This is a genomic window from Plantactinospora soyae (assembly GCF_014874095.1).
Classification (GTDB): domain Bacteria; phylum Actinomycetota; class Actinomycetes; order Mycobacteriales; family Micromonosporaceae; genus Plantactinospora; species Plantactinospora soyae.
In genome coordinates, this window is record NZ_JADBEB010000001.1 from 5,457,507 (window position 1) to 5,484,113 (window position 26,607).

General features: G+C 68.1%; 24 protein-coding genes and 1 pseudogene. 15 read left to right on the forward strand and 10 right to left on the reverse strand.

Annotated elements, in window-relative coordinates; translation table 11 throughout:
- Window positions 1-20 precede the first annotated feature (20 nt).
- From H4W31_RS43045 to H4W31_RS24050, 6 genes are all read left to right on the forward strand, one after another.
- Window positions 21-833: a helix-turn-helix domain-containing protein gene (locus tag H4W31_RS43045; protein ID WP_318783376.1), complete on the forward strand. Its 813-nt coding sequence runs from the start codon at window positions 21-23 to the stop codon at window positions 831-833.
- Between the two features lie 177 nt (window positions 834-1,010).
- On the forward strand, window positions 1,011-2,162 hold the full coding sequence (gene dpgA, locus H4W31_RS24030; protein WP_192768708.1) for a 3,5-dihydroxyphenylacetyl-CoA synthase DpgA: 1,152 nt from the start codon (window positions 1,011-1,013) through the stop codon (window positions 2,160-2,162).
- A complete protein-coding gene (gene dpgB / locus H4W31_RS24035) occupies window positions 2,159-2,866 on the forward strand; it encodes an enoyl-CoA-hydratase DpgB (RefSeq protein WP_225945650.1) in 708 nt (235 codons plus the stop codon). Before dpgA ends, dpgB begins: the two co-directional genes overlap by 4 nt.
- The gene (gene dpgC, locus H4W31_RS24040) at window positions 2,863-4,176 is read left to right on the forward strand and encodes a (3,5-dihydroxyphenyl)acetyl-CoA 1,2-dioxygenase DpgC (protein WP_192768709.1); all 1,314 of its coding nucleotides are present in this window, start codon (window positions 2,863-2,865) and stop codon (window positions 4,174-4,176) included. Before dpgB ends, dpgC begins: the two co-directional genes overlap by 4 nt.
- Window positions 4,177-4,229: 53 nt before the next feature.
- Window positions 4,230-5,012 carry an enoyl-CoA-hydratase DpgD gene (gene dpgD, locus H4W31_RS24045; RefSeq protein ID WP_192768710.1) on the forward strand — a complete coding sequence of 261 codons (783 nt, stop codon included), beginning with the start codon at window positions 4,230-4,232 and terminating at the stop codon, window positions 5,010-5,012.
- 80 nt (window positions 5,013-5,092) lie between these two features.
- The gene (locus H4W31_RS24050) at window positions 5,093-6,448 is read left to right on the forward strand and encodes a cation:proton antiporter (protein WP_192768711.1); all 1,356 of its coding nucleotides are present in this window, start codon (window positions 5,093-5,095) and stop codon (window positions 6,446-6,448) included.
- 198 nt (window positions 6,449-6,646) lie between these two features.
- On the opposite strand, the gene H4W31_RS24055 is transcribed toward H4W31_RS24050, so the two are convergent.
- Window positions 6,647-7,567, reverse strand: coding sequence for an RNA polymerase subunit sigma-70 (locus H4W31_RS24055; RefSeq protein ID WP_192768712.1), 921 nt, complete (start codon window positions 7,565-7,567; stop codon window positions 6,647-6,649).
- A gap of 137 nt (window positions 7,568-7,704) precedes the next feature.
- Here H4W31_RS24055 and H4W31_RS24060 point away from each other — a divergent pair, with 137 nt between their 5' ends.
- Window positions 7,705-8,412, forward strand: coding sequence for a DUF899 family protein (locus tag H4W31_RS24060; RefSeq protein ID WP_192768713.1), 708 nt, complete (start codon window positions 7,705-7,707; stop codon window positions 8,410-8,412).
- Between the two features lie 530 nt (window positions 8,413-8,942).
- Window positions 8,943-9,677 (forward strand): IS6 family transposase, encoded by a 735-nt coding sequence (locus tag H4W31_RS24065; RefSeq protein WP_192768714.1) that lies wholly within the window; start codon window positions 8,943-8,945, stop codon window positions 9,675-9,677.
- Here H4W31_RS24065 and H4W31_RS24070 read toward each other — a convergent pair.
- Both H4W31_RS24070 and H4W31_RS24075 read right to left on the reverse strand, forming a co-directional pair.
- Window positions 9,602-10,840: a hypothetical protein gene (locus H4W31_RS24070; protein ID WP_192768715.1), complete on the reverse strand. Its 1,239-nt coding sequence runs from the start codon at window positions 10,838-10,840 to the stop codon at window positions 9,602-9,604. The two genes, H4W31_RS24065 and H4W31_RS24070, sit on opposite strands and share 76 nt — an antisense overlap.
- Before the next feature lie 756 nt (window positions 10,841-11,596).
- The gene (locus tag H4W31_RS24075) at window positions 11,597-13,093 is read right to left on the reverse strand and encodes an MFS transporter (RefSeq protein ID WP_192768716.1); all 1,497 of its coding nucleotides are present in this window, start codon (window positions 13,091-13,093) and stop codon (window positions 11,597-11,599) included.
- Between the two features lie 991 nt (window positions 13,094-14,084).
- Between H4W31_RS24075 and H4W31_RS24080 the strand changes: the two genes are divergently transcribed.
- Complete coding sequence (locus H4W31_RS24080) at window positions 14,085-14,585, forward strand: tautomerase family protein (RefSeq protein ID WP_192768717.1); 501 nt, start codon at window positions 14,085-14,087, stop codon at window positions 14,583-14,585.
- Between the two features lie 504 nt (window positions 14,586-15,089).
- On the opposite strand, the gene H4W31_RS24085 is transcribed toward H4W31_RS24080, so the two are convergent.
- Window positions 15,090-15,908 carry an enoyl-CoA hydratase/isomerase family protein gene (locus H4W31_RS24085; RefSeq protein ID WP_192768718.1) on the reverse strand — a complete coding sequence of 273 codons (819 nt, stop codon included), beginning with the start codon at window positions 15,906-15,908 and terminating at the stop codon, window positions 15,090-15,092.
- 379 nt (window positions 15,909-16,287) lie between these two features.
- Between H4W31_RS24085 and H4W31_RS24090 the strand changes: the two genes are divergently transcribed.
- Entirely contained in the window at window positions 16,288-16,809 is a 522-nt protein-coding gene (locus H4W31_RS24090; RefSeq protein WP_192768719.1) for a hypothetical protein, read from the forward strand.
- A gap of 134 nt (window positions 16,810-16,943) precedes the next feature.
- Here H4W31_RS24090 and H4W31_RS24095 read toward each other — a convergent pair whose 3' ends face one another.
- The 3 genes from H4W31_RS24095 to H4W31_RS24105 all read right to left on the reverse strand — a co-directional run bounded on the left by H4W31_RS24095 (window position 16,944) and on the right by H4W31_RS24105 (window position 19,687).
- Window positions 16,944-17,447 carry an SLAC1 family transporter gene (locus H4W31_RS24095; protein WP_192768720.1) on the reverse strand — a complete coding sequence of 168 codons (504 nt, stop codon included), beginning with the start codon at window positions 17,445-17,447 and terminating at the stop codon, window positions 16,944-16,946.
- 176 nt (window positions 17,448-17,623) lie between these two features.
- Window positions 17,624-18,328, reverse strand: coding sequence for an SDR family oxidoreductase (locus H4W31_RS24100; protein WP_192768721.1), 705 nt, complete (start codon window positions 18,326-18,328; stop codon window positions 17,624-17,626).
- Window positions 18,329-18,382: 54 nt separating this feature from the next.
- Window positions 18,383-19,687: an MFS transporter gene (locus tag H4W31_RS24105; RefSeq protein ID WP_192768722.1), complete on the reverse strand. Its 1,305-nt coding sequence runs from the start codon at window positions 19,685-19,687 to the stop codon at window positions 18,383-18,385.
- A 656-nt stretch (window positions 19,688-20,343) separates the two neighbouring features.
- On the opposite strand from H4W31_RS24105, the gene H4W31_RS24110 reads away from it, so the two are divergent.
- From H4W31_RS24110 to H4W31_RS44360, 3 genes are all read left to right on the forward strand, one after another.
- The gene (locus H4W31_RS24110; protein WP_192768723.1) at window positions 20,344-20,850 is read left to right on the forward strand and encodes a winged helix-turn-helix transcriptional regulator; all 507 of its coding nucleotides are present in this window, start codon (window positions 20,344-20,346) and stop codon (window positions 20,848-20,850) included.
- 291 nt (window positions 20,851-21,141) lie between these two features.
- Entirely contained in the window at window positions 21,142-21,714 is a 573-nt protein-coding gene (locus tag H4W31_RS24115) for a carbonic anhydrase (protein ID WP_225945651.1), read from the forward strand.
- 296 nt (window positions 21,715-22,010) lie between these two features.
- Window positions 22,011-22,310: an integrase core domain-containing protein gene (locus H4W31_RS44360; protein ID WP_318783377.1), complete on the forward strand. Its 300-nt coding sequence runs from the start codon at window positions 22,011-22,013 to the stop codon at window positions 22,308-22,310.
- Between the two features lie 95 nt (window positions 22,311-22,405).
- Here the strand turns inward: H4W31_RS44360 and H4W31_RS24125 are convergent, their stop codons facing one another.
- The 3 genes from H4W31_RS24125 to H4W31_RS24135 all read right to left on the reverse strand — a co-directional run bounded on the left by H4W31_RS24125 (window position 22,406) and on the right by H4W31_RS24135 (window position 24,540).
- Complete coding sequence (locus H4W31_RS24125) at window positions 22,406-22,858, reverse strand: hypothetical protein (RefSeq protein ID WP_192768724.1); 453 nt, start codon at window positions 22,856-22,858, stop codon at window positions 22,406-22,408.
- Window positions 22,855-23,565, reverse strand: coding sequence for a CPBP family intramembrane glutamic endopeptidase (locus tag H4W31_RS24130; protein WP_192768725.1), 711 nt, complete (start codon window positions 23,563-23,565; stop codon window positions 22,855-22,857). The genes H4W31_RS24125 and H4W31_RS24130 overlap by 4 nt, the downstream gene beginning before the upstream one ends.
- Before the next feature lie 66 nt (window positions 23,566-23,631).
- Entirely contained in the window at window positions 23,632-24,540 is a 909-nt protein-coding gene (locus H4W31_RS24135; protein WP_192768726.1) for a GntR family transcriptional regulator, read from the reverse strand.
- A 124-nt stretch (window positions 24,541-24,664) separates the two neighbouring features.
- On the opposite strand from H4W31_RS24135, the pseudogene H4W31_RS24140 reads away from it, so the two are divergent.
- Window positions 24,665-24,842, forward strand: a pseudogene (locus H4W31_RS24140) (excisionase family DNA-binding protein).
- 318 nt (window positions 24,843-25,160) lie between these two features.
- Window positions 25,161-26,477, forward strand: coding sequence for a hypothetical protein (locus H4W31_RS24145; protein WP_192768727.1), 1,317 nt, complete (start codon window positions 25,161-25,163; stop codon window positions 26,475-26,477).
- Window positions 26,478-26,607: the final 130 nt, after the last annotated feature.

Here is a 26,607-nt window from a genome sequence, read left to right on the forward strand (position 1 = left end):
ATCGACTTCCACCTATCATTGTGCATCGGCCGACGATGCGCGTAATCGACGGAACTCATCGTCTGGGCGCGGCCCTGCTACGCGGCGATGAGATGATCGAGGCACTGCTGTTCGACGGGAGCGAGCAGGAAGCGTTCGTGTTGGCGGTGCAGGCGAACATCGCCCACGGTCTGCCCCTGTCGCTGGCGGACCGGACCCGGGCCGCGGAGCGGATCATCGGATCGCATCCGAACTGGTCGGACCGGGCGATCGCGGCGGTGGCGGGATTGGGCGCGCGGACGGTGGGCAATGTCCGCCGCCGGATGGACCTTGGCACGGACGCGAGTGACATCCGCGCGAGGACCGGCCGGGACGGCCGGGTGCGTCCACTGAACAATGCGGAGGGCCGGCTGCGTGCCGCCGCGCTGATCAAAGAGCGGCCGGGAGCCTCGCTGCGCGAGATCGGCCGGGAGGCGCATGTGTCGCCGAGCACCGTGCGGGACGTGCGCAGGAGAATCCAGCGGGGTGAGGATCCGGTGCCGCAGGTCGGCGGGCGCCGCAACGACGCGAAGGCCGTCGAGCCGGGCGTCGAGCAGTTGGCCCAGGGCGCCGGGCTCGCCTGGATGTTGCAGGGTCTGAAGAAGGACCCTACGCTGCGCCTCACCGACTCCGGACGCAACCTGTTGCGCTGGATCTACACCCGTGCGATCCGTTCCAACGAGCGGTTGCACGTCGCCGAGCAGGTGCCGCCACACTGCACCTACATCATCGCCAACGTCGCCCGGGCCTGCGCCGACGAGTGGACGCAACTGGCGGACGAGCTCGAGCAACGCAGCATCAGCGACACTGCCTGACCGCCATCTGTTCACCGGGGCGCGGCACGTGCGACTGCGCACCTGGCGCGGTTGTACGGCTGCTGTGGCGTAATGGTTTCCCATCATGGTTCCCGACAACCGATAGGGGTGACCGACCGTGATCACTGTGGCGACCCGCCTGCGGAGCAAGCCTCGCATGTGGGGGTGGACCTTCCGATGACGCCTGCCGTCAGCACCGAGGTGTCCGCCACCATCGCACTGCCGCGCCCCAGGCCGGTCAGGCCGGCCACCGCCGACCCGTACATCGCCGGCATCGGCACCGCCGTCTCCGGCCGTCCCTACTCCCAGCGGGAGTTGCTGGACCTCTACGGCATCACCGATGCCAAGGTGCGGTCGGTCTTCGCCAACAGCGCCATCCAGCGGCGTTACCTGACCGTCCCGGAACGCGTCGACGGCGCGTTCGTCGACGAACCCCAGGGCGCACTGCTGCGCAAGCACAAGTCGGTCGCCGTCGACATGGCCGCGCGCGCCGTGCGGGCCGCGCTCGCCGACGCCGCACTGACGCTGGTCGATGTGGACTATCTTTGCTGCGTGACGTCGACCGGCTTCGCCACCCCCGGCGTCAGCGCACTGCTCATCCGCGAACTCGCCATCGACCCGGGCTGTCACCGGCTCGACGTCGTCGGCATGGGCTGCAACGCCGGCCTCAACGCCCTCAACGCGACGGCGAGCTGGGCGAAGGCCAACCCCGGCCGGGTGGCGGTGATGGTGTGCACGGAGGCCTGCTCGGCCGCCTACGTCATCGACAGCACCATGCGTACGGCGGTGGTCAACAGCCTCTTTGGCGACGGCGCCGGTGCCATCGTGCTGACCGCGCCCTCGGCCGGACCGAACGGCGTGGGCGAGTCGTCGCCCCGCCGGTCGAGGGGACCGCGGATCCTCTCCTTCGCCAGCGCCATCATCACCGACGCCTTCGACGCCATGCGCTACGACTGGGACGACGCGCAGCACAAGTTCAGCTTCTTCCTCGACCCGGACATCCCCTACGTCGTCGGTGCCCACGCCGGCCCGCTGGTCGACGGGTTGCTCACCCGGGCGGGCCTGCGCCGCAGCGACATCAGGCACTGGCTGGTGCATTCCGGCGGCAAGAAGGTGATCGACGCCGTCCGGGTCAATCTGGGTCTCACCCGCCACGACGTACGGCACACCGTCGGTGTCCTGCGGGGCTACGGCAACCTGTCGAGCGGATCATTTCTCTTCTCCTACCAGCGGCTGCTGCAGGAAGGCGTCGCGGCGCGCGGTGACTACGGGGTGCTGATGACGATGGGACCGGGTTCGACGATCGAGACAGCGCTGGTGCAGTGGTGACCCGGGGGCAGACGCCGGTGGATTCCGGCGCGGCGGCCGGCGACGATCGGCTGGAGCTGCGGATCGACGGTGCTCGGCCACTCAGCGCCGAGACGGTGGCGGCCGTCGCGGCGGTCTGCGACCGGGCGGAGGACCTCGAGGGTTCCGCCGTCGTGGTGTTGCACGTGTCGGGCAGTCCGTCCGGCGACTGGGCCGGTGCCCTGACGGTGAAGCTGGTGAACCGCTGGGAACAGGTGCTACGCCGCCTGGAGCGGCTTCCGGCGACCACCATCGCGGGGGCCGTCGGCGACTGCGGCGGGCCGGCGCTGGACGCCCTGCTGGCGACGGATCACCGGATGGCCACCGCGTCGGTCCGGCTGATCCTGCCGGTGCAGGCGGGTCTGGTCTGGCCCGGCATGGCGCTGTACCGCCTGGCGAGGCAGGCGCCGAACGCGGCGGCCGTTCGGCACGCGGCCCTCTTCGGCAGCGTCCTCGACGTCCGGGACGCGCTGACGCTGCACCTCGTGCACGAGGTGGTCGACGACCTGCCCACCGCGCTGGCCGGGGCGGTCGCCCGGGCATCGCTGCTGTCCGGCACCGAACTGGCGGTGCGCCGGCAGCTGGCCCACGACGCGCAGAGCGTCGGCTTCGAAGAGGCGCTCGGCCCGCACCTGGCCGCCTGCGACCGGGCGCTGCGCCGGATCGCCGCCGTGGCGGCGCCATGAGTACCGCCCCGGGGAATGCTCTGCTGACGGCGGACGCGGACCTCGCGACCGCCCGGCACGCTCTCGCCGACGCGGCGCAACGCGCCGCCGCCGTGCTGCGGCGGCTGCCGCAACCGTCGGACCGCTCGCCGGAGCAGCGTGCGGCCGGCGCCGCGGCCCACGCTGACGTGCGCGCGATCCGGGTCAGGTTCATGCGCCGGCACGGCCCGGCGGTCTACGCCGAGCTCACCGACGGGCTCGCGCGGCAGCCGCGCCTCGCCGAGCTCTGCACCGCCGCCGCCACGGCATTCCCCGGGCTGGTACCCGACGAGCCGACGATGGCCGTCGAACGCGCCCGGCCGCAGGCGGACAAGGAAGGCTGGGAGATCGATCAGGGCATCTTCGTCAGCGGCGTGCTGCGGCTGCCGGAGGAGGGCGTGCACCTGCTCGACGCGATGCTCCGGCCGACACCACGTGCCCTCCGGTTGCTCGACGGTTACCTGGACGGCGGCGAGATCGACCTCGGCTCCGTCCGGCTGCGGCGGCACGACGGCACCGCACACCTGACCATGTGCCGCGACGACTGCCTCAACGCCGAAGACAACCGCCAGGTCGACGACATGGAGACCGCCGTCGACCTGGCGCTGCTCGACCCCGCGGTAGAGGTGTGCGTGCTGCGCGGCGGCCCGATGACCCACCCGCGCCACCGTGGCCGGCGGGTGTTCAGCGCCGGTATCAACCTCAAGGCGCTGCACGCCGGCGAGATCGGGCTGGTGGACTTCCTGCTGCGACGCGAGCTGGGGTACGTGCACAAACTCGCGCGCGGGCTGCGCGAGGCGGACGGCTGGTCGTCGGGTGGGGGCAAGCCGTGGCTCGCCGTCGTCGACGGGTTCGCCATCGGCGGCGGCGCGCAGCTGCTCCTCGTCGCCGACCAGGTGATCGCCGCGTCCGACGCGTACCTGAGCCTGCCGGCCGCCCAGGAGGGCATCGTGCCCGGTGCGGCGAACCTGCGGCTCACCAGGTACGCCGGTGCCCGCCTCGCCCGACAGGTGATCCTGCTCGGCCGCCGGCTGCGGGTCACCGAACCCGAGGCTCGGCTCTTCGTCGACGAGGTCCACGAACCCGGCGAGGCACTCGACGCGGCGGTGCGGCCGGCCGCCGAGCGCCTGCGCGGCGAGGCGGTGGTCGCGAACCGGCGGATGCTGCTCGCCGCCGAGGAACCGGTCGACGCGGTGCGCGGCTACCTCGCCGAGTTCGCGGTGCAGCAGGCGTTGCGCCTGTACGGCGGGGACGTGGTCGGCAAGGTCGGCCGCTTTACCGTGCGCGAGTGAGCGGTGCGGACGTGACTGGGGTGGATGTCAGGCCGGGTGCCGGGCGGTCGCGTGTGCGGTTCGAGAAGCGGGCCCACGTCGCGTACGTGACGCTGGACCGCCCTGAGGTGCTCAACGCGATGGACCTGCGGATGCACGAGGAACTCGGGGTCATCTGGGACGAGGTCGAAGCCGACGACGACGTCCGGATCGTCGTGCTGACCGGCGCCGGTGACCGGGCGTTCTCGGCCGGGCAGGATCTGCGCGAGCGTGCCGAGCTCAACCGGCTCGGCGCGCAGCCGACCACCTTCGGCAGCCGAGGTCAGCCCGGCTCGCCACGACTCACCGAGCGGTTCAACTTCTCCAAGCCCGTGGTGGCCCGGGTCAACGGCTACGCCTTGGGCGGCGGGTTCGAACTGGCGCTCGCCTGCGACATCATCGTCGCCGCGGACCACGCGGTGTTCGCGCTGCCGGAGGTGCTGCTCGGTCTCGTGCCGGGCGCCGGCGGCGCATTCCGGCTGTCCCGGCAGCTCCCTTTGAAAGCCGCGATGGGATACCTGCTGACCGGGCGCCGGATGACCGCACATGTCGCGTTCCACTTCGGACTCGTCAACGAGGTGGTGCCGGCCGACCGGCTCGACCGGTGCGTCGCCGACTGGGTCGACGCGCTGCTGCGCGGCGCACCGCTGGCCATGCGGGCCATCAAGGAGGCGGTGCTGCGGTCGGTGGACATGCCGATGGAGCAGGCGTTCGCGACCCGCTTCGAATGGGAACAGCGACGGATGTACAGCCGGGACGCGGTCGAGGGTCCGCAGGCGTTCGCGGAGAACCGCGACCCGGTCTGGGACGGGCGCTGAGTACTCGTCCGGTCCACACACTCGCACACAGTGGTCGCCCTGGGTCAGGATCCCTCTGGCCCGTCGGAAGGGGTGACACGATGACGCTGGCGCCGCCGCTCGGAGCGCATCAGCTGCTGATCTTCCTGCTCGCGGTGGCGACCCTGCTGCTGCTCGCGCGGTGCCTGGGGTGGCTGGCACAGCGGGTGGGGATGCCCGCGCTGGTCGGCGAACTCCTCACCGGCGTGTTTCTGGGACCTTCGCTGCTCGGCTGGGTCGCCCCGGACCTCAGCGGTTGGCTGCTGCCCGCCGAAGCGACCCAGATGCACCTGCTCGACGCGATCGGCCAGTTCGGCGTACTGCTGCTCGTCGGCGTGACCGGAGCGCATCTCGACATCGGCCTGTTGCGACGGCGAGCCGGTACCGTCGTCCGGGTGAGCCTCGGCGGGCTGCTGATCCCGTTGAGCTTCGGCATCGCGCTGGGCGCGTTGCTGCCCTCGTTGATGGAGACCGGTGACGGCGGTCGGCTCCTGTTCGCGGTGTTCCTCGGGGTGGCGATGTGCGTCTCGGCGATTCCGGTCATCGCCAAGACGCTGTCCGACATGCGGTTGCTGCATCGCAACGTGGGGCAGCTCATCCTGCTGGCCGGCACGCTCGACGACGTCGTCGGATGGTTCCTGCTGTCGGTGGTCTCGGCGGCCGCGGTCAAGGGCGTCAGCGCCGGACAGGTCTCGCTGTCCCTGCTGTACCTGGTCGGCTTCATCGTCTTCGCCGTCCTGGCCGGCCGACCGGTGGTGCGCCGGGTCATGAGGATCGCGGACCGGTCGGAGGACGGCGGCCCGAGCGTGGCCACGGCCGTCGTCGTCATCCTGCTCGGCGCGGTCTGCACCCACGCCCTGGGCATGGAGCCGGTCTTCGGCGCGTTCGTCGCCGGCATCCTGATCGGCCTGCCGGGCGCGGCCAACCAGATCAAGCTGGCATCTCTGCGTACGCTCGTCACGGCGGTGCTCGCCCCGATCTTCCTGGCCACCGCCGGACTGCGGATGGACCTCACCGCACTCGTGGACCCGACCGTCGCACTCGCCGCGCTGGCAGTGCTCGTCATCGCCATCCTCGGCAAGTTCGCCGGCGCGTACATCGGCGCCCGGCTCAGCCGGCTCAGCCGCTGGGAGGGCCTGGCGATCGGCGCCGGTATGAACGCCCGGGGCGTGGTCGAGGTCATCATCGCCCTGACCGGCCTGCGGCTCGGTGTACTCAACACCGTCACCTACACCATCGTCGTGCTGGTCGCCATCGTCACCTCCCTGATGGCACCACCGATTCTCCGGTACGCCGTCAGCCGCCTGGAGCAGGGCGACGACGAGCGGCTCCGCGAGATCGAGCAGGAGGCCTGGCGCGGCATTCCGGGTACCCAGCCCTCCCGCGACACCAATCCCGCGTCCGGTCCGACACCATGACGCCGACACCCGGGTGTTGGAAGGCTCGAACGGGCGTCACGGGACAGCGGTGACAGATTTCGCGCAGCTACTGGAGCCTTAGTACTCCAACGTCACTGGGTTTCGGCGTTGGGCGTGGCGTCGGCATGACGACGGCCACCGCGTTGATCATCGATAGTTCGTGCGGACAATCGAAGATCGTGCGGTGGCCGTGGGCGTCTAGGGCTCGAGCGTGGCGGGCATGCTGAAGGCGGCGACCTGACGAGCGCCGATGAAGGCGTTGCTCTCTACGATCTTCCCGTTCTCGATCCGGAGTACGTCGACGACCAACGCCTCGTAGTACGGGCTGCCGGGCAGGCGGAGATAGTTGATCAGTGCCGGGCGCCCGTTGGCCGAGGTGGGGAAAGTACGCCAGTCGAGCGGTCGACTGAGGAACTCCGCGGCCGCGTCGATCCCGACGACCGGCGGCTCGGGCGGCATCGTGATCCGTACGTCCTCGGCGAGCAGTGCCCGAATCGTCTCCGGGTCCTTCGCGTTGGCGTAGCGGCGCAGGATCTCTTCGTCCTCACTGGTGAGCTGCGGGCGGCGCCAGTCCTTCGGGTCCGACGGAGCGCGCCGCCGGAGGGTGTGGCGGGCCCGCTGGAGGAGGCTGTTGACGGCCGCTACGGCGGTGTCGAGCGCGGCGGCGATCTCCTGCGGCGTCCAGCCGTAGACGTCGCGCAGCACGAAGGCCACCCGCTGCCGCGGCGGCAGGTACATGAGCGCTGCGATCACGGCCAGCTCGACGGTCTCCCGGGCGGCGAGACCGGTCTGCGGATCGTCGGCCAGCAGGGCGTCGGGATAGGGACCGAGCTCAATGGACCACTCCAGTGGGTCACCATACGGTACCGTCCGGTGACCGGCCGCCTTGCGGCTGTCGAGAAAGACGTTCGTGGCGATCCGGTAGAACCAAGTGCGCGCCGACGCCCGACCCTCGAAGCGGTCGCGCGCCCGCCAGGCACGCAGGAAGGTCTCCTGCACCAGGTCGTCCGCGTCGGTGACGTTCCCGGCGAGGCGGTAGCAGTGCACGTGTAGCTCACGCCGGTGCTCGTCGAAGGCGCGCTGCAGCCAGACCGCCTGCTCATCAGGCGAGTCGGACATGTGATCTCCCTGCGGTTCGGTGGTCCTCACCACCGTACTGACGACCGCGCACCCCATCCGTCATCGGTCACCGATGACGATCGCCGACTCGGTCGTCTGTACCTGTGACCGATCCCCACTCCACGAAGGAGATAGCCATGACGGCAACCCCCGCGCCCAGCGCCGCCGCGCCCCCGGTCGTCGACCGGGAGACCTGGCTGCGCGAACGCAACGAACTGCTGGTCCGGGAGAAGGCCCATACCCGCGAAGGAGACGCGATCGCAGCCGCTCGTCGTCAGCTGCCGATGACCTTCATACCGACGGTGACGGTGCGGGGCCCTGGCGGGAACACCCCGTTGGTGGAGGTGTTCGAGGGCCGCCGGATGCTCATCGCCTACTTCCACATGTGGCACGACGGCAAACCGTACGAGCATCAGTGTGAGGGGTGCACCTTCTCGACCTGTCACATGCAGATGCTGGACTACCTGCACGCTCGGGACGTTACTTACGCCGTGTTCTGCGAGGGTCCCTACGACGAAAGCGCCCCGTTCGCGGAGTTCATGGGCTATAGGTTCCCCTGGTATTCGGCGAAAGACTCCGACCCGGTTCTGGCCGACGGTCGCGGCTTCGGGTTCGTCGCGTGCTACCTGCGCGACGGCGACGAGGTCTACGAGACCTACTGGACCACCGGGCGGGGCGTGGAGGCCTTGATGACCACCTACCACGCCCTGGACCTCACGGTGTACGGCCGGCAAGAGAACTGGGAGAACTCGCCTGAAGACTGGCCGCGGGTCACCGGGCACCCGTGGCGTCTCAACGGCCGCCCCACCGCGCAATGGTCACGCCCCGGCGCCGCACCGCGATGACGTCCTGATGATCGAGGTGATCATGCTCGGGTCGGGCCACGATGTCAGCCTGCTGCTGCGTCGTGCCGCGGGCGGGCGCTTCACGCAGCGCCCGAATGCTTGCGGGTGCGGTGGTGGCTGTCATGGTCGCGGTGACCCTCGACGCCGCATCAGTTGTGTAGTACGCGGGCACGCTGCTGCTCCTGGCCTTGGCGGTGGCAATCGTCGTCGGCGGTCCGACCGAGCACGGCCCGGAGGTGGAGTGGCACCGTATGGCCAGGGCCGTGCTCATGGCGTTCGCCGTGCTGATGCATCAACACGGCGAGTTGACGGCTACTTCCCACATGGCCGCCGGGCCCGGACGGACCACGGCACCGTCACCGGCCATTATGCGGCGCTCGTGTTGCTACGCGCCACCACGGCGGCTTACCTCTGCTGGATAGCGACCGTACTCGTCCGGCTGCGCAATCGACCGATCACGGACCTGCTCCGTCGGGAGCACCTGGTGGCTCTGTTGCGTCGCCGGTTGCGGGCCGGGGCAGTGTTGACGCATGAAGCAATCGGGCCAGCGTCCTGCGTGGTCGCCGCCAGGGTCGGCGTTCGCCGGGTTCCGGTTTCCGGCTGAGGTGATCGTCGTCGCGGTCCGCTGGTACCTGCGCTTCAACCTGTCCTACCGGGATGTGGAGGAACTGCTGGTCGAGCGGAGTGTCGCCGTCGACCACGTCACCGTATACCGGTGGGTACAGCGGTTCATGCCGCTGCTGGCCGACGCCGCCCGGTTCGCCCGCCACTCGCCTGGTGACCGGTGGTTCGTCGACGAGACCTACGTCCAAGTCAATGGTGTGTGGCGGTACGTGTACCGGGCCGTCGACCAGCATGGGCAGGTCATCGACGTCCTCGTGTCGACCCGCCGGGACGCCGCCGCGGCGCGACGGTTCTTCCAACGGGCGCTGCGAATCCTGAAGGTGACACCCGCCGAGGTGGTCACCGACGCTGCCCCGGTCTACCCCGCGGTCCTCGACGACCTCGTCCCGTCAGCCTGGCACCACGTCGAGCGGTACGCCAACAACCCGATCGAGGCCGACCACAGCCAGCTCAAGCACCGACTACGACCGATGCGCGGGTTACGGACAGACCGGACCGCGCAAGTGATCATCGCCGGACACGCCTTCATGCAGAACCTGCGACGCGGACACTACGAACTCGGACACTACGAACTCGGACACGAAGCGCCACCGGCGCTCCGCGTCGCCGCGGCGTTCACCGAACTCGCCCGAGCGATCTGAATCCCGACCTGCATCCGAGGTTCGACATGTCCACCGAGTCGAGAACGCAACAGCCCCCCGGCCGGGATCGAGAAGTTGTCCGGCTCGCGCAGGCCGTCCGATCCGGTCTGTAGGGTCTCCAACAACGCGTCGCGATCGCTGCTTGGTACGAACTGACGGGACAGCGTCGGCTCCCACGACGCATGCCCGGCCGAGGCGCTGGCCCGCGCGCTGAGGTGTGCTGCGGCGACTAGCGCACCGACCATGCTGTGCTCGTACCCAGATGCGGTCCCCCCGACGACAGTGTGCGGCCCGGCCGACGCGCTGACCGGTACCATCCGCGCCGCGACCCGCTGCCAGGTCACGTCCGGCGGCGCCTCGGTCGGCACGCGTTCGGGTCCGTGATACGACCGGCACATATAGCACCAGGTGCGTGGATCTGCCTGCCACAGGTCATGGGCAAAGTTCATAGCCTGCCGGAGTTGGTCGCTGGTTAGCCGTCGAGCGTCCCAGCCCAAGGCGGCGAGCTTGGCCCGTTGTGGGTGCGGTGGGTGGCCGGTTTCGACTGGTGGACCGACCCCGGTCAGGGCGGCCAGGTCACCGGTTCGGATGCCCAAGACGTTCGCGAACGCGGTCACGTAATGCGGAGTCAACGCAAACCGGCCGTGGCAGACTCCCTTAACGGTGGAGTTGGACACGTACGGGCCATCGCCGACGACACATAGCAGGCGCGCGTTCCATGGATGGATGTTGCGGTTCTCCAGCAGGCGCAGCAGCGTGGTGGCAGGCCCGGGCGGATAGCTGCTGGCCGGCCGGCTCGGGCCAGCCGGGGGGACGAGGGGCAGCGACCGGATGAAATCGTGCAGCCGCTCCCGAAGCTCCGGCAGCAGGCGGGACGCGTCAGACATCAGCTGTCCGGCGTTCCAGGAGACGGTCCCGGTCGCCGCGGCCAGTTCGTCCGGCAAGTCGAGTTGGGCGATCACGAACAAGTCCGCGGCGTGCAGACCAAGCGCGGGTGCCAGACGCCACACTAGCGCCGGCCGTACCTCGCTACCGGCAAGAACGGCATCCAATTCCAGTACGGACACTTCGGCCATCCGCGCCAGGGCGGACGCCTCGATCCCACGGTGGGCAAGCAGGCGTCCCAACGGAGCGGCCGAAGGTTGTGCCAGATTCCCGTTCACCCCGGCAGCGTACGCACGGTGGCAACGAGCGCCGACAACAGCGCGCCGTCACAGGTCATGATGCTGCGGCGAATGCTTCTGGAGGCCATCGGGCCGGACGAGCCTGAGAGCACGCGCCCGCACGGCTCCTCGGCCCGGTACGCGGGGACCACTTGGGGACCACACGTGGTGCGTGATGGTGGACGATGCGCGGTCAGTTGCACGACTCGATCGTGGGCATAGCGTGCGTGACGTGCGGGAACGCTTAGCGAATCGTCCTGGGGGTCAAGGGGTCGTCGGTTCGAATCCGGCCGTCCCGACAGAGTTACAACAGGTCAGGGCCTTGATTCACTTCGGTGGGTCAGGGCCTTTGGCATACCTCATCTCACACCTTCTCACGTACGGGCGTACTGCTACCGCCGAACAGGCCCGAATCGAGCTTCTTCGCAGCGTCCTGCAAGCGGGTCAGGTCGGGCTTCACGTAGATGCGTTCGGCCAGAGTGCCGCCGTCCGCGTGACCGGCCCACGCCCGTGGGGCTCGAAAATTCGGTCACGGCCTGTGAGCTGGGCGCCTTTTCGAGGAACGCCTTTCGTTCGGCCGAGAGATAAACGCGTTCAATCAAACGCAGGCGTTTCTCAAACGCGTTCAAGTTGACGAGGAGTGTTGATCATCGCTGACCACATAACGCCAGTTGAGGCCCTATTGTCGAGTATTCGAGCTCCACAGGTCTTGGCCGGCGTGTCGTGACCGGCGGGAACGCACCCCGGCCGTTCGCGTCATGCCGATGGGGTCGCCCCGGCGCTCGGCGGTCCTCCCCGGGTGGCGTTGGGGCGGATCGCGGCGAGCAGCGGTGGGGAGGTCCACGCTGGTTCGCCGGTGAACCAGCGTTGTACCGCCGGGGACGGTGGACGACGTACGCCGCCCAGCGCGTAGAGCGCGACCGCGAGCAGCGTTCCGCCGACGGCCAGACCGAGGCAGACCCAGAGGGCCGTTTGGGCGCCTGCTGCGGGGCTGTCCCCAACGGTCATGGCGACGTACAGCAGGATTGGCGTGATCATGAACGCGGCCACCGCCCGCAGCAGTTCGATGATCGCGAACACCCGCTGGAGAGCGGCGTTGCGCAGCGAGAAGCCGGCGATGAACAGCGCTGGGGTGACCGTGGCGCCGACGCCGATCCCGATCAGCCCCGTTCCGACCAGCGTGGCGATGGTGCCGGGCGGGATGCTGACGGCGATGAGCGCGATGCCCGCGATGAGCGAGAGCATCCCGGCCAGCGCGAAATAGTGAAGTGCCCGCGTGGTGAACAGGTTCGCGAACACGATCGCGGCGATCACCGCGCCGCCGAACTCGGGCAGGAAGAGGAGTCCCAGGTCCAGGGGCGAGTGCCGGTCCCGGAGCACGACACCCGTCAACACGATCGCGGGTAGGGAGGATGCCGCCGCGGACATGGCCACCACGATCCCGGCCACCGGTAGCGTGCTCGTGAGTGGGCGCACGATCAGCAGCGGCCGCTTGGCGCGGTACTGCTGGATCAGAAGGATGAGGATCAGCGCCACGCCCACGATCAGCGGTGCCAGCGCGGTCGCGTCGAGGGACTGGTGGGGGAGGAGCTGGGATGCTCCGTAGAACGCGGCCACACAGCCTGCGGTGGCCAGTGCGACGGCGACCGGGGAACGCGTGGCCGTGGGATCGGCCGGCGGCACGTCCTCGAAGGTCAGCAGCGCCAGCAGCAACGCCAAGACGGCGATTCCCGTAACCACCCAGAACAGCGGCCGCCAACCGTTGTGGTCGGCTTGGATGCCGGCGATCAGCGGACCCAGCGCGACCGCCCCGAAGATCGACAGGTTGAGGACGGCCGCGGTCGGGAGGAGCTTCGTCGGCGGGAATCCGGTGACGAGCGGCGGTACGGCGGCGATCAACAACAGACTGGTGCACAGGCCCTGGAGTACGTGCCCGAGGATGAACTGCACCGGCCCGGTCGCTGTCGCCGCCAGCACCGAACCGATCACCAGGATCGAGGCGTAGATGATCAGCATCCGGCGCTGAGGCAGATGCTGGGCGAGCTGGACCGACAGCACGGTGCCCAGCGCGTACCCGGCGTTGGCCAGTCCCTCCGCCAGACTCGCCTCTCCCGGGCTCATGCCGAGTTCCTTGCTGATGATCGGCAGGAGTGGATCCAGCGTCGACGAGAGCACCAGGTACGGAGCGAGCGCGGCGACGACCATCGCCGCCACCGCGGGGTAACGGCCAGCCAGTGGACCTTTTCTCATCATTTCGGCAGCCTCACCATTTTGCCAGCAGACCAGGCGCCCACTGTGCTCGGCCGCAGGTCGTGGGCGCCGAACATAATGGCTCACCACCCGTCCACGGGGCAGGGCGCAGGATCACCCGGCACGGGGGAGGATGGCGGGCGCTGAACGGTCGTTGATTCGTGCCGGCGGCACCGATCATTCTCATCCAAGCTACTCGGTCAACGGGCCCTACGGGCCGGATTGCGACGGCACGAGCCCGACCAGCGGCATCCCGCCTTCATCGATGCCGACTTGTCGGTGTACATCCCGAACAGATGGTTCCGGTCCGCGGTCCTCGTGCGGACGCCATGGAGGGCTTCGCTGCCGGGCATAGTGAGATTCTCGCTGACGAGGCGGTGCGCCATATCAAAACCCGGTGTTCAGCTGAGTTCCAACCAGGGAATCATTTGATCGGTAAGAGAATCGCCGCCGGGCTCGGCCCAGTGTCGACCCAAGGAGTCGGCAACGAGCTGAGGGGCCCGCCGGCGGCTCTCTGCCGCACGGACTACGAGACGTTCGCCCCTGCTCGCCGCTGGACGGACGGTGGTGCCGCGCGAGGCTGACGACCCAGGACTTGGGTGCCCCGTTCCGGGTCCCCGCGCATCCAGTCGATTCGCCGTCCCGAAACCCTTGCGTGGACTGGCGAGCGACGGTGGACGCCGAACTGCTGGCCGCAGTCGTCCCTCGCGGGATGCACGCCATCGAGCGCACGACGACACAGACGGTACCGTTCCATCTTTCCGACATTCACCTCTCTGTCGGTCGTCCTGATCTATCATCTGCATAACGCGCCCAAACCGGGCCGGCCTGCTCCCTACGACGTCGCCCCCGCTGTGATAGTGGAGGCGGCAAGCAGTTCCGACCGGACCATAGCCCGAAGTCGAAGCCAAAGGGTGTGGCTGCCGGCTGCGGCTCGCTGCTTGCCGTGGGTTATCCCGTCTTCCGTGAGGCTCGCTCCCCGAAGGAGAACGACATGGTTTTCGTGCGCGTACATTCTGTCAAGGGTTATCTGAGTGCCGAACAGAAGCGCGAGATGGGCGACAGGCTGATTGCAGCCGTAGCGGATGCGGAGGGTCTCTACAACTCGGAACGCCACCAGCAGACTTCCTGGATCCAATATTTCGAACTGGACCCTGAGAACTGGTACGCACCCTTTACCGTCGGTGACACGAAAGCCTTTCTGCAGGCGGACATGATCGCGCCGCAGGATTACGTGAAATCCAAGGAGGACGCCCGAATCGCGATCGAGAAGGTCACGGCTGCGATCCGAGACGTGATAGGTGATGGCCTACTCCCCGGGCGTGGGCCCTGGGTCCAACTCTACGTTATTCCTCAAGGGCAGTGGGGCATGGATGGCCTGGTTCCGGACTTCGAGAAAGCGCGCGCCTACTTTGCGGCCGAGACCCATGATGAAGCAGTGCGAGTACTTGAGACGGTGATGGGCCAACGGGTGGATCCCTCCCAGGTCTCCTGATACCCCGAATGGAGATCTCGTCCCTCGGGGCGGTTGCGGTAGTAACTAACGTCAAGCCTGATCCGACCTGCAGCGAACTCGCCCACCGCTTCCATCGACAATCCGTCTTGGCCGCGCAGCTCGACGCGATCTTCGCTACAGCGCGGGAGCCGCTCTATCCGAGACCATTGGGTACCTGGCCGCGTACGTGAGGAGCCGGCAGGTCACAACGATCTGCGGCTGGCGATCCGCGTGCCAGGTTTCGATACATGACGAGGCGCTTGATCTCACATGTCGCGTCAGCCCGGATCGGTGGTGTCAGTCCGAGGCGGCGGCGAGAGTTCGGGAAGCGTTCAGCTCGGCGGGCAGCGGCACGGCGGGGTTCGAACACGGCGTTGAAGCCGGTCACGCTAGCGATCAGGGACGCCCGAGGCGAGTCCGGCGATCGAATGGATATGGTGGGTCCTGCCGATGGGCAGCGCGGGGCAGTTCGAGTGAGCGTTGCGGGTGGCCTGAGCGTTGCGGTCAGAACTCGACGGAGCGGGTTCCGAGGCGCTCCTCCAGGTCTCCTGACTGCTGCAGTCCGGCTGCGAAGGCACCTGCTGACCAGCTTTCGTAGCGCGGCATGCCGAGTCGTGCCGCGAAGGTGGCGGACTGGGGTGGGAATTCGTTGTCGTCGGGTAGGGTGATGGCGTTTACCCAGCCCTTTATCTCGGCTAGGGCGCCGCGGTCGAACGACGCGACACGACTGGCGAACGCGGTGACGAACTCGTCGAGCTCCGCGTCCGGGACGGCCCGGTTGACGTAGCCGTACCGTTCGGCGAGGTCGCCGTCGAAGTCTTTGGCGCCGACGAGGATTTCCAGGGCGCGGCCGCGACCGACAAGGCGCGGCAGGCGGGCTGGGCTTCCGCCGCCTGGTGGGACGCTGCCTGCGCCCATCTCGAACTGGCCGATCAGAGTGCGCTCCCGGCTGGCGAAACGGATGTCAGTCGCCAGGAGGAACTCGCTGCCGGCCCCGCGCGCCCGACCGCGGATCTTGCTGATCGTGACGACGGGGAGCTTGCTCAGGCGCACCACGACGTCGACGAAGGGCTGCTGCCCGGTGACCGGCGGCGGCTGGTCGGCCAGACTTGAGAGGTCGTCGGCGAGATCCCAGTGCGCGATGAAGTAGTCGGGATTCGCGCTCTCGAACACGATGACGGTGAGCTCGGGATCTTTTTCGGCTGCGTCGAGGAGAGCGCGCATTTCGATGATCATCTGTGCACCGAAAACGTTGACCGGCGGGTTGTTGAGCGAGGCACGCCAGAAGGAGGGCGACTCCTTCGTGATGTTGATCTGCGTCATGCATCGAGTATGTTGCAAACAATGGTCGGACGGACGCGAAACTGTGTTTGGCAAGCCGAAGGGCTTGGGACTCAGTCTCGACGCGGAGGCGTGGTGGCTGGGTCGGCTCCTGGTGCGCCGGGCATACGAGATCGGTTGCGGGAGAAGTCGCGTCGCGACTGGACGAAGACGCGCCTGACGGGAGTCCCGAATACTTCGTACCGCTCGGCTTATGGATTGGCCGCTGTGCCGATAGTTCGAGCAGGCGTGTGCGGGGTCTGCGGTGATTGTCGCCGTCGCGCGTACTTCCCGGGTGCTGTTCGCTGAGGTTCGCCGGGGGCGGGGCGGGTAAACGTTGGGACGACGTAACCGGCGAACGAGTTCCACTCGAGGTGATTGCATGTTGCGTGCCGACGGTGCCGGTTCTGCCGGAGCCGGTCGTGGCGCAGGCTGGCGGACCACTTTGACGAATGGTCTGCTGGCCGGTGCCGCCGCCACGCTCGCCCGGGAGCTGGTCAGCTCACTGGACATGGCGGTTCGAGCCCGACCGTCCAGCGACACCCACGAGCGGATGGTGCGGCGGATCGCCCACGGAAGCCACGTGAGCCTTGGGACGGGGGAGCGTGCGACGAACCGCCTGGCTGGCCTCGGTCCTGTACTCGGCTTCGCCAACGGGGTGCTGACCGTGACGCTCTTCGCGCTCCTCACCCGGCGGCGTCGCCCCTTGCCGCCGGTGTCGGCGGTACTGGTCGGGGCTGGCGGCATGCTGGTCGCCGACGCTCCGATGGCGGCGCTCGGGGTGGCCACCCCGCAGAGTTGGGGGATGCAGGGCTGGTTCGAGGACGGGCCACCCTACGTTGCCTACAGCCTGGTCGCGGTCGCCGCACTGGACCGTCTTGAGCGGGGGTCCGGGCGGCGGTGACCCACCCCAGCCGGCGCCTTTGTCGGTCAGGAGGCCGCCGGTGGGGCGGGCGGAGGGAGGAACCGTCCGCGGGCCGCGGCCACGATCGACCGTACGGCGATGCCGCCGATCAGCGCCGAGACGACTGCCAGCACTTAAGTAGGTGTCGACGCGGTGACCCGGGGCTGGTCATTGGTGATCCAGTGGAGGGCGATCGTCGCTACCGCTGACCAGGAGAACGTGAACGCCCAGAAGCTCGGGGCGAAGCTGAGTCGCAGGTAGAGCGAGAGCAGGCGGATCTGCGCGATGACCAGCAGCAGTCCGTACCCGGAAACCAGCATTACCCAGATGTCGATCCGGCCGCCGTCGCGGGCGAAGAGCGCGAGGCCGGCCACGGCGGAGGGGGCCACCTCGATCGCGAGGGTCGGTACGAGCGGCGTGGGCAGCGGTGGCCGGATGAAGAGCCGGTTGAGGATCCGCGAGCCGAGGACGAGCCAGCAGATGAGCCCGAGCCCGAGCATGATGTTCGCCAGGGTGTGTTGTCCGACGTCGGACGCGGCGGCCGAGGCGATGAGCCCGCCGGCCACGGTGGGTAGGAAGTAGCCGGGGTGGATCTGGTCGATGTCGATCCGCCGTAAATCCACTGCCCGGTGATCCAACCGCCGAAGATGAGGGTGAGGACCAGGAACACGTCGACGAGGACCCGCCCGACGCCCAGGTTGTACGGAACGACGCCCTGCGCGCTGGGAGATATGTCAGGCACTAAATGAGGCCGATACGCTGGCCTGATGTGGTCGCCTGGAGGCAGACGACCACACCAGCGCGAGTTGCTCTGCTACCGCGATGCGAGAGTTGGGTACAGGGCGGAGATGGGCTGGGAGAGCGCGGCTTGCACCTTCTTGGTCATTTCGTCGAGGAGCACCTCGTATTCGCCCGCCTCGAGCGCGTCGAACACCGACGCGACGACGTCGGACGGCTTGCTCATTCCTGACCGGTCCTCGCCCGGTTGCATCGGTGTGTCGGTCGGGCCGGGGTAGACGCCGAGCACCTGCACGCCGTCCGAGGCGAATTCGAGCCGGAAGGCGTTCGTGGCCATCCACAGGCCGGCCTTCGAGACGCTGTGGGCCTTTCCGACCGCGAACCAGCTGAGCACGGAGTTCACGTTGACGAGCGCACCGTTGGCTGACCGCAGGGCGGGCGCCAGGGCGCGGGTCAGGCGGATCGGCCCGGTCAGGTTGGTCTCGATGGTCGTCGTGATGTCGTCGATCGGGGCGCTCAGCAGGTCACCGCGCGGGAAGATAGCTGCGTTGTTGACCAGGATGGTGGTGTCACCCGCCTGGCCCGCGGCCCGATCGATCGACGCGGGGTCGGCCATGTCCAGCTGCAGCGACACGACGCGGGCGTCGCCCCACTTCTTCTCGGTCCGTGCGCCGGCGTATACGCGGTCGGCACCTCGTTCGAGAGCCGCCTCGACGAAGGCGGTACCGAGTCCGCCGTTCGCGCCCGTGACGAAGACAGTCGCGCCGTTGAGCGATGCCATCTTTCTTGTTCCTTCCGTTTAGGACCAGATCTACCAGGGGAGGAAAAACTGGCGCTACGCCGCGTGAACCTTCCCGCGCCGAGCCCCGTACGTGCCGGTGACGACGACGCCGACCACGGCCACGACCGCGATGGCGATCCCGAAGTCGACCGCCATGGCGGCCACGCCGACGCTTCCGACGGACATGCCCGCGACGATCGAGGAGATACCCATGGCGAGATAGGCCACGAGGAAGATCGCAGCGAATAGTCCCGCCCGCTCGTGAGCTTGCACCTGAGGCACGAGTCCACGAGTGGTGCCGGCGAATGACGCACCGAGCCCCGCACCGCAGAACACCGCGGCGGCCCAAAGGAGAGGCAGCGCTTCGGCACCGACGCATCCGATGAACAGGATCGCACCGATCGTCATCGCACTGGCCCCAAAAAGCCTCAACCGGTGCGGTTGCACGCCAGTCGTGACCGCCGAGACCACAGTACCCACTCCGAACGTGACGAATGCAGCCAATGCCGCAATAACAGGACTCTCCACGTCGAACGCGGCGCGGAGCACGATCGGGACCAGGCCCAGGAACAGCGCCATCGTCATGAACGCGCTGATCGTCCCCGGCAAGGTTGACGCGAACAGACCGCGTACCTGCGACGGCACCGAGACACGTGGGATCAGCGACGCCAACGCGCCCGCCTTCCGGGACCCCGTCTCGGGGGTGAACACGGTGAAGACGGTTGCGACTGCCATGAGCACGACGAGAACGAGCCATACCGTGAACGCGGCGTCGGAGACGATCTGCGCGAGGATGCCCGCGAAGAGCGCTCCGATGCCCAGTCCCGCCAACGGCGCCATGCCGGCCATGAGAGCGCCGAGCTTCTTGTGCCGCTCGGGGGCGAGTTCCACCACGGCAGCACTGAGGGCGCTGGAGGCCGCTCCCGTGGCGACTCCTTGAACGATGCGAGCAGCGATGAGCCCGTCGATCGAGGAGGCGAACAGAAACATCAGCATCGCCACCAAGTTCAGCGCGAGCGCTGCGATCATGAGCCGACGGCGGCCGATATGGTCGGACAACGATCCGATCACGAGGATCGCGACCAAGAGCGCGATGGCGTAGACGCCGAACGCGAGGGTCAGCTTCCACGAGGGGAAGCCCCACTCCCGCTCGTAGATCGGGAGCAGCGGCGTCGGCGCGCCGGCCGCGACGAGGATGGACACCATCGCCGCCGAAATGCCCACGAAACCGACAGTGTGCGGCACGTATGGCCAGCGTGCGGTGTTGACCGGCCGCCGGCCGCTCTTGGGTGGCAACTCGGCTCGGAATGCATCAGTGACAAAACCATATTTCACATCGGCCACCGTATCGGATTGCATCGGTGATCGAACCATCCTGAGCTGTGACAGCGCACACTGCCACCGTCACGGAACCAGACCGCTACGTGGCCGTACCTGTGCGATCAGCTGGTCCTGCCTTCAAGCAGCCGCCATCAGATGGACTGCCAGCCGCGCGGGCTTTGGATGCCGTGGGCGAGCGGCGACCCTGCTGATCATCGGACCGCGCCGTTACGGCGATCTCCGCAAGCGCACCTGCGGGTCGGGCCCGCGACCCTCACGCAGCGCCTCATTCGACTCATCGGCGAAGGAGTCGTTGCCCGTGTCCCCGGCCGGGGCGCGCGACGAGTTCGAGTTGACGCCCAAGGGCCAAGGCCTCTGGCCGGTCCTGAACGGGCTCGCCCAGTGGAACCTGTGCGCTCGCGGGCACGAGACCCGAACCGACCGCTCGACCCGCTGCTGGCTTCGATCACAACAGCGCCGATTCACCGAGAGCCGTAAGCTCAGCGCACGGGGAGCGGGCAGCCACTACCCGGGCAGGCGCTGCCTCGACTGCGGCACGCCTTCAGCGGGAACCGCGCGGCAAGTCGACGTTTCTTCTGTGGCGGTAGCGGTGGCTGGTGAAAGGCGAAGGTCACCGCTTCGACTACAGAACAAGACTGCTACGGTGACAGAACCTGTTGGGATATCCTTCGGGCATGTCTCTCGGCGGCCGCTACGAACTCGACTGCGCGATCGCGCGGGCGTTGGACGTCGTGGGCGAGCGGTGGACGCTGCTGATCATTTGCGAGCTTTTCTACGGGCTGCGTCGTTACAGCGAGTTACGTAAGCATATCGGCGTCTCCCCTGCGGTCCTGACCCAACGCCTCAACCGGCTCATCGAGGAAGGCGTCGTGGCCCGCGTCCCGGGACCCGGGGCCCATGACGAGTACGAACTGACCCCCAAGGGCGAACGCCTCTGGCCGGTGCTCTACGGGCTCGGCCAGTGGGGAGACGAGCACTACACAGAGCCCGAGGCGCGCCGGACCCTCACCCACCACCAGTGCGGGACACCTCTGGGCGACGCCGGCATGTGCGAACATTGCAAGATCGTTCCGCCCGCTCGTGATGTCGTCGCGCAACCGCGGCCGGTTGAACTCGAAGCTGAACGCACCCGAACCCGCACGCGGGACCCGCACCGACTTCTCAATCCGATACGTCTCTGATCACAACGTGAACCCCGAGTCTCAGATGCGCACTTCGACGCAGCACGTCGTGTCGTCGGGCGCGCTCGGGCTCGGCCAGCGGGCTCGCGCGTACGTCGCCGGCGCGGCGTTGCGGCGAGGAGATCGTCATAACGGCGAGGCCCAACGCCCACCCCCCGTACCATCAGCGTGTCGGCCCCGCCGAGTAGTCAGTCGTACGCGCGTCAAGACCCGCCCGCTCGTTTGAGGAGACCAATTTCGGCCCGCTCCGGGGCGCAGTCCGCTATGCGATCTCTTGGTAGGCAGGAGTCCATGGTGATCGACATCGACGAACTGGTCCGGCGCAACGCCGAGTTCGCCGCGAGCGGGGCCTTCGCTGACCTTCCGATCCTGTCCAGCGGCAACCTACGCGTTATCGGCTGCGTCGATCCTCGTGTCGACCCGAGCCACGTTCTGGGCCTCAGCGCGGGCGAAGCCGTGATCATGCGCAACATCGGCGGCCGCGTGACGCCTCCGGCCCTACGCTCGTGGGCGATGCTGGCGAAGGTCGCCGAAGCCCGCAGCAACGGCCGGCCACAAGGCGACGCGCACATGGTGATTTTGCATCACACCGACTGTGGAATCAGGGACCTGGTGCCGTTCCCCGATCTGCTGGCTGATTACTTCGAGATCCCGGCCGCCGGCCTGGACACGAAGGCGGTTACCAATCCGCACGTCTCCGTCAGGATTGACGTCGAAGCCATGAAGCATACGCTTCCAGCCGGAGTTCAGGTGTCAGGTCTCGTCTACCACGTCGAGACCGGACTCATCGAGACCGTCGTTCCGCCCACGGCAGGCACGAAGCAGGCACAACCGACGGGTCGGTACCACAATCGCCTGCCGTAGGTTGATGTGCCGGGGCCGGCTCGTCACGTACGCGACCAGGTCCGCGATGTCCTCGGGTGCGAGCGGCTCCCGCGCCGCGTCGAAGATCGCATCGAGCTGCGCGGCGATGTCCGGGTTGTCGATGTGCTCAGCTGTGCGCACGGCCGTCCGCAAACTTCCGGCCGCCTCCAGCAGCGGATCGGACCCGCCATCCCGTTCGTCGTGTCACTGCGCCACGTCTTCCGCCGGACTATGACGCCCACCATCGACGTGCTGATGAACGGTCACCACCACAACCCGAACAGCCTGCAGCACCGGTGTCTGCCTTCGACACGGTCTTCACCGCCGCCGGTATCGACGTTCTCGCCTCGCCGCCACAGGCCCCGCAAGCGAACGCCTTCGCGCAGCGCTGGGTCGGCACGGTACGGCGCGAGTGCACCGATCGGAGGCTCATCGTCGGCGAGCGGCACCTGGCGGGCGTCCTGACCGAGTACCCGGAGCATTACAACGGCCACCGGCCACACGGATCACTTGGACAGCGACCACCGAACCCACCACCGCAGGTCGTTGACCTCAACGCCGCCCACGTCGAACGACGCCGATCCTGGGCGGACTGATCAACGAATACTCGCAGGCAGCGTAGCCGACTCTGATTACGAGCCCCACACCCTGCCGATTTCTCCTTCACTGAAGCGGGCCCGCGCTCGGCGCTTTACCCGGCGGCGTCGGCGAGGTCCCATCCGCTCAACGACACTATGAACGCGAACACCTGGATCGGCGCCGGCAGCCCGGGCAGGTCGGCGTGGGAGACATCGCTGTGCAGGTATTTGCGGCGGATGGAACCGGCCGGTTTGCCGTCGACGATGAGCCGTTCCTCCAGCCGGAAGATCGAGGCGCGCTCGAACGCGTACGTTCGTCCACCCGAGGTGATCGTCCAGTTCTTGCGCCCGACGCGTTCCGCGACCGCGACCAGCATCCCGGTCTCGTCGGTCAGCTCCCACTGGGTGGCCAGTATGTTGGCCTTCACCTCGTAGGTCCGGCCGTCGAGCGGGAACGATCCGCCACTGCGCAGGCTCTTCGCGTTCCAGTAGGTCAGCGGTTTCCCGTCGGCGCTCAACTCGTAGTCGTTCTTGAACAATCCCTGGCCTTTCGCAGTCAGCTTCACAGCCACACCACGATGATCAATTGGCCGATCAGGTTGTTGACCAGGTGGACGACAAAGCCGGGCCACACCGAACCGCTACGCCGACGCAGCTCGGCGGCGATCAGGCCGACGACGAGCGCGATGACGGAGATCGAGAGGTTCCAGTGGGCCAAGGCGAAGATCAGCGTGCTGCCGATGACGCCGATCAGCGCGCCGTAACGCAGCAGCGCTGTGGTGATGACACCGCGGAACAGGAACTCCTCGCCGAGCGGGGTGAGCACGGCAAGGAACAGGATGGACAGCACGATAAAGAACACGCTGCCCTGGGCCGCGTCGCGATACGGCTCCTGGATGTTCTCACTCGGTCCGGCGAGGACGAAGACGATTCCGGCCACCACCCGCCACACGGTCGCCGCGACGATTCCGCCGGCGACGCCGATCAGCAGCCACCGTACGGAGGTACGGCGTACGCCGAAAGCGGACCAGTCGCGGATGCGTACCTGATTGGCGGCGAAGAAGGCGATGAGTCCGGCCACGCCGGACAGCGCGGCGAGGATCAGACCGGAGACCAACGATGAGAGCTGCTCGGCGACCCCGGTGGCCTTGAGCAGCGCCGGAAAGCCGAACGCGACGGCCACCAGCACGACCAGGCCGACCACGATCTCCGGCCAGCCCGGTGTGATCGAACGGCGTGTCTCGCTTCCCGTCAGGACTTCGGTAGAGGACATGAACGGCTCCTTCAAGAGTACGTCTTGGCCTATGCCAAGACTCCCATTGACCGCTCTCGTCCTATGTCAAACCCATCGCCTGGCCCGGATCTCATCGACGACCGTCGCGACCATGTGGATCGATCCCTCGTCGAGGACGTTGCCGAACTCGACCACCTCGGTGCCCGGACCCACGCCCTCGCCGAGCCGCGGATCCTCGCTCGGCACGACCAGCACCGCCAGGTCCGCGGGGACCGGCGCGGCGGACGCGATGAGCACGACTTCCGCGCTTCCGGCGGTGGCCAGCCAGTCGCGGACCTGCGCGCTCTGGTGCTCCGTGGAGTAACGGACACCGACCCGGGCGCCGGCGGGCAACTCGGCGACCTTCATCAGCGTGCGGATGTGCGGGGCCACCACGATGGCGGCCGTTTCGATGTCGCGCTGCCTGGTCCGCGCCCACTGACGGACCTTCGCCAGGTGGAAGAACGTGGTGATGACCAGGTCCACGTCGGTCGTGATGGTGTCCAACTCGGTGAGCAGCCCCGGCCGCACGTCGATGTGCAGCCGGGCGGACAGCTCCTTCGAGAACGCCTGCGCGCGTTCCTCGTTGCACTCCACGAACGCCGCCCGCACCCCGCTCGCGCCCTGACGGGCGATCGAGTACGCAGCGTCGCGCACCTGCTCCGGAGACATCCCGCCGTGCAGCGCCGCCAGCACGGCGTCCCGCAACGCCGGCGCCTGCTGCACTGCGACCGGCGGCGTGGCGATCACCGTCCCGGACGCACCGCGGGTTTCGATCATCCCCATCTCGCGCAACGTGGCGTACGCCTTCACCACGGTGTTCCGGTTGACGCCGAGATTGTCTGCGAGCCGCCGGACCGGTGGCAGGCGCTCGCCCGGCCGCAGCCCGCCGCTCTCGACCAGGAACCGGATCTGCTCCACGATCTGCCGATAGACCGGGACGGCCGACGCCGACTCGACGGACAGCTTGCTCATCGCCCGAGCGTACGTCGCCCGATTGCCCAGGCCAGGCCAACACCGCCGCCGCGCAACGCGAGCAGGCCAGACGCATCGGTCGGGAAGAACTTGCCCACGCAGCCCGGCTCACCGGGGCCGCCGCATGAGCCGTGATCCCACCCCGCGCTGGTACTCGCCCGCCGAGGTCGCCGTCCTGCTCGGCTTCGGCATCTCCAGGGTCAAGATGAGGATCGCTACCGGCGAACTGGCGCTCTATCAAGGACGGCAAGTACCGCCGCGTCCGGTCCCGCCAGGACAGTCGTGGCCGGACCGGAACCTGACGGCGTAGTACCGCCACCTCATGCCGTAGCGTGAGGACCTCGACCAGCAGCGCTCTGTCGCCCCGGACCAGTAGCGCCAATCCGGTGAACAGGCGGATCATCCCCAGGTACAGCAACCGTACGACGACCATACCGGCGATCATCAGCCCGAGCCGAGAAACGCAGCTCCCAATATGTGCGACGAGTTCTGGCACCGTACACGGGATGACTGGCGTCCGCGCTTAGCATTTGTTCTCCGCAGTTCCGAAGATGAAGCGCCGGCACGGCCCAGCGCACTATGGGCGGCGACACGCCACGCGAGATCAGAGGACCGTGCTGATGTCTGACACCATTGAGATCGTCCTGCCCAATCACGCCGAGTGTCACCTGCGCAACCCCGCCCTGCGGCTGTCCGGCGAGGACCGCGCGCGCCTGATCAGTTTCAGCGGCACCTACGAGTCCGAGCACTCGGTATTCTGGAGTTCGGAACCCCGGGTTCTGGTTCTCTCCGAGGGCTGGAACCGGCAGTGGTTCGACGACATCCACCGGGTGCTGGAGCTGGCGCCCCCGCCGGTGGTGTCGCCCGCGATGCGGTCCAGCCTGCTCGTCAGCGATCTGCTGCTCGACGGCGCGGCGCAGAACGAGCTGCGGGAGCTGGTCGCCGGCCGGCACACCATCCGGCTGGTCATGGTGGGGCCTACCCCGGAGACGTACGCCCTGGCCGCCCTGATCCGCGGTTGGGGGCACACGGTGGAGCTGGACTCGGCTGGCGAGGACGCCTACTGGACCAGCCTCTACCTGGACTCCAAGATGAGCTGCCTGGACCTGGCCCGTGAGGTGCCGCTGATGCGGGTTGCGCCCAGCATGGTCGTCGGCAACCTGGTGGAGCTCAGGGGCGCGCTGCCGAAGATGTTGGCCGAGCACGGCCGGGTGATCGTCCGGACCCTGTTCGGGGTGGCCGGCGACGGGACAGCGGTGGTCACCGGCGAGCCGGGGCGCGTCGAGCGCGTCCTGGAGGATGCCAGCCGCGACTCGTTCTTCGCCTTCCCCGTCGTGATCCAGCGGTTCGTCGGGCACGCCGAGGGCGTCGGCTGTCCGGCCGCGGACCTCTGGGTCGGAGAGGACGGCGTCGAGGACCTGACGCTCTGCGCGCTGACTGTTGAGCGCGGATACAAGTTCAGCAGCGTGGACGTCGGGCTCGGGTCGCTGCCCGAGGTCTGGGGTGAGCGCATGACTCGGGCCGCGTACGAGATCGGCGAGGCGGCCCGGGCGCTCGGCTACTACGGCTGGATGTGCATCAACGCCGTGGCTGGCGTGGACGACGAGCTCTACATCACCGAGATCAACGCTCGGCGCAGCGGATCGCTGCACGCCAACGGGCTCCTGCGGCACTGGGGCGCCGAGAAGGACCTCACCGTGTCGACGCACTTCGTCGTGCCGGTCCCCGAGGGCATCACGTACGAGGACCACATCCGCCCTGTCTTCCAGCGGCTCTGGGACGGCGGAGTCCGGGCGTACCCGACCAGCCTCCGCGCCCTGGGGTGGCCGGGTCCGATCATGGCGGTGGTCGCGGCGGCGTCCACCGCCACCGAGGCCCGGGACCTGGTGTCCCAGATCCGCGACAGCATCGAGGCGGCCGCCCGGGGCCGTGTCTGACCCACCGGTCGGAGAAATACGCGATGGTCCATACGCTAGTACCGCGTTCGTCGTTCTTTCGAATCGACAGAATCTCCGAACTGGAGGACCGGTGACAGGCCAGAACATGTGCGGCGCCACCATCTCGGCC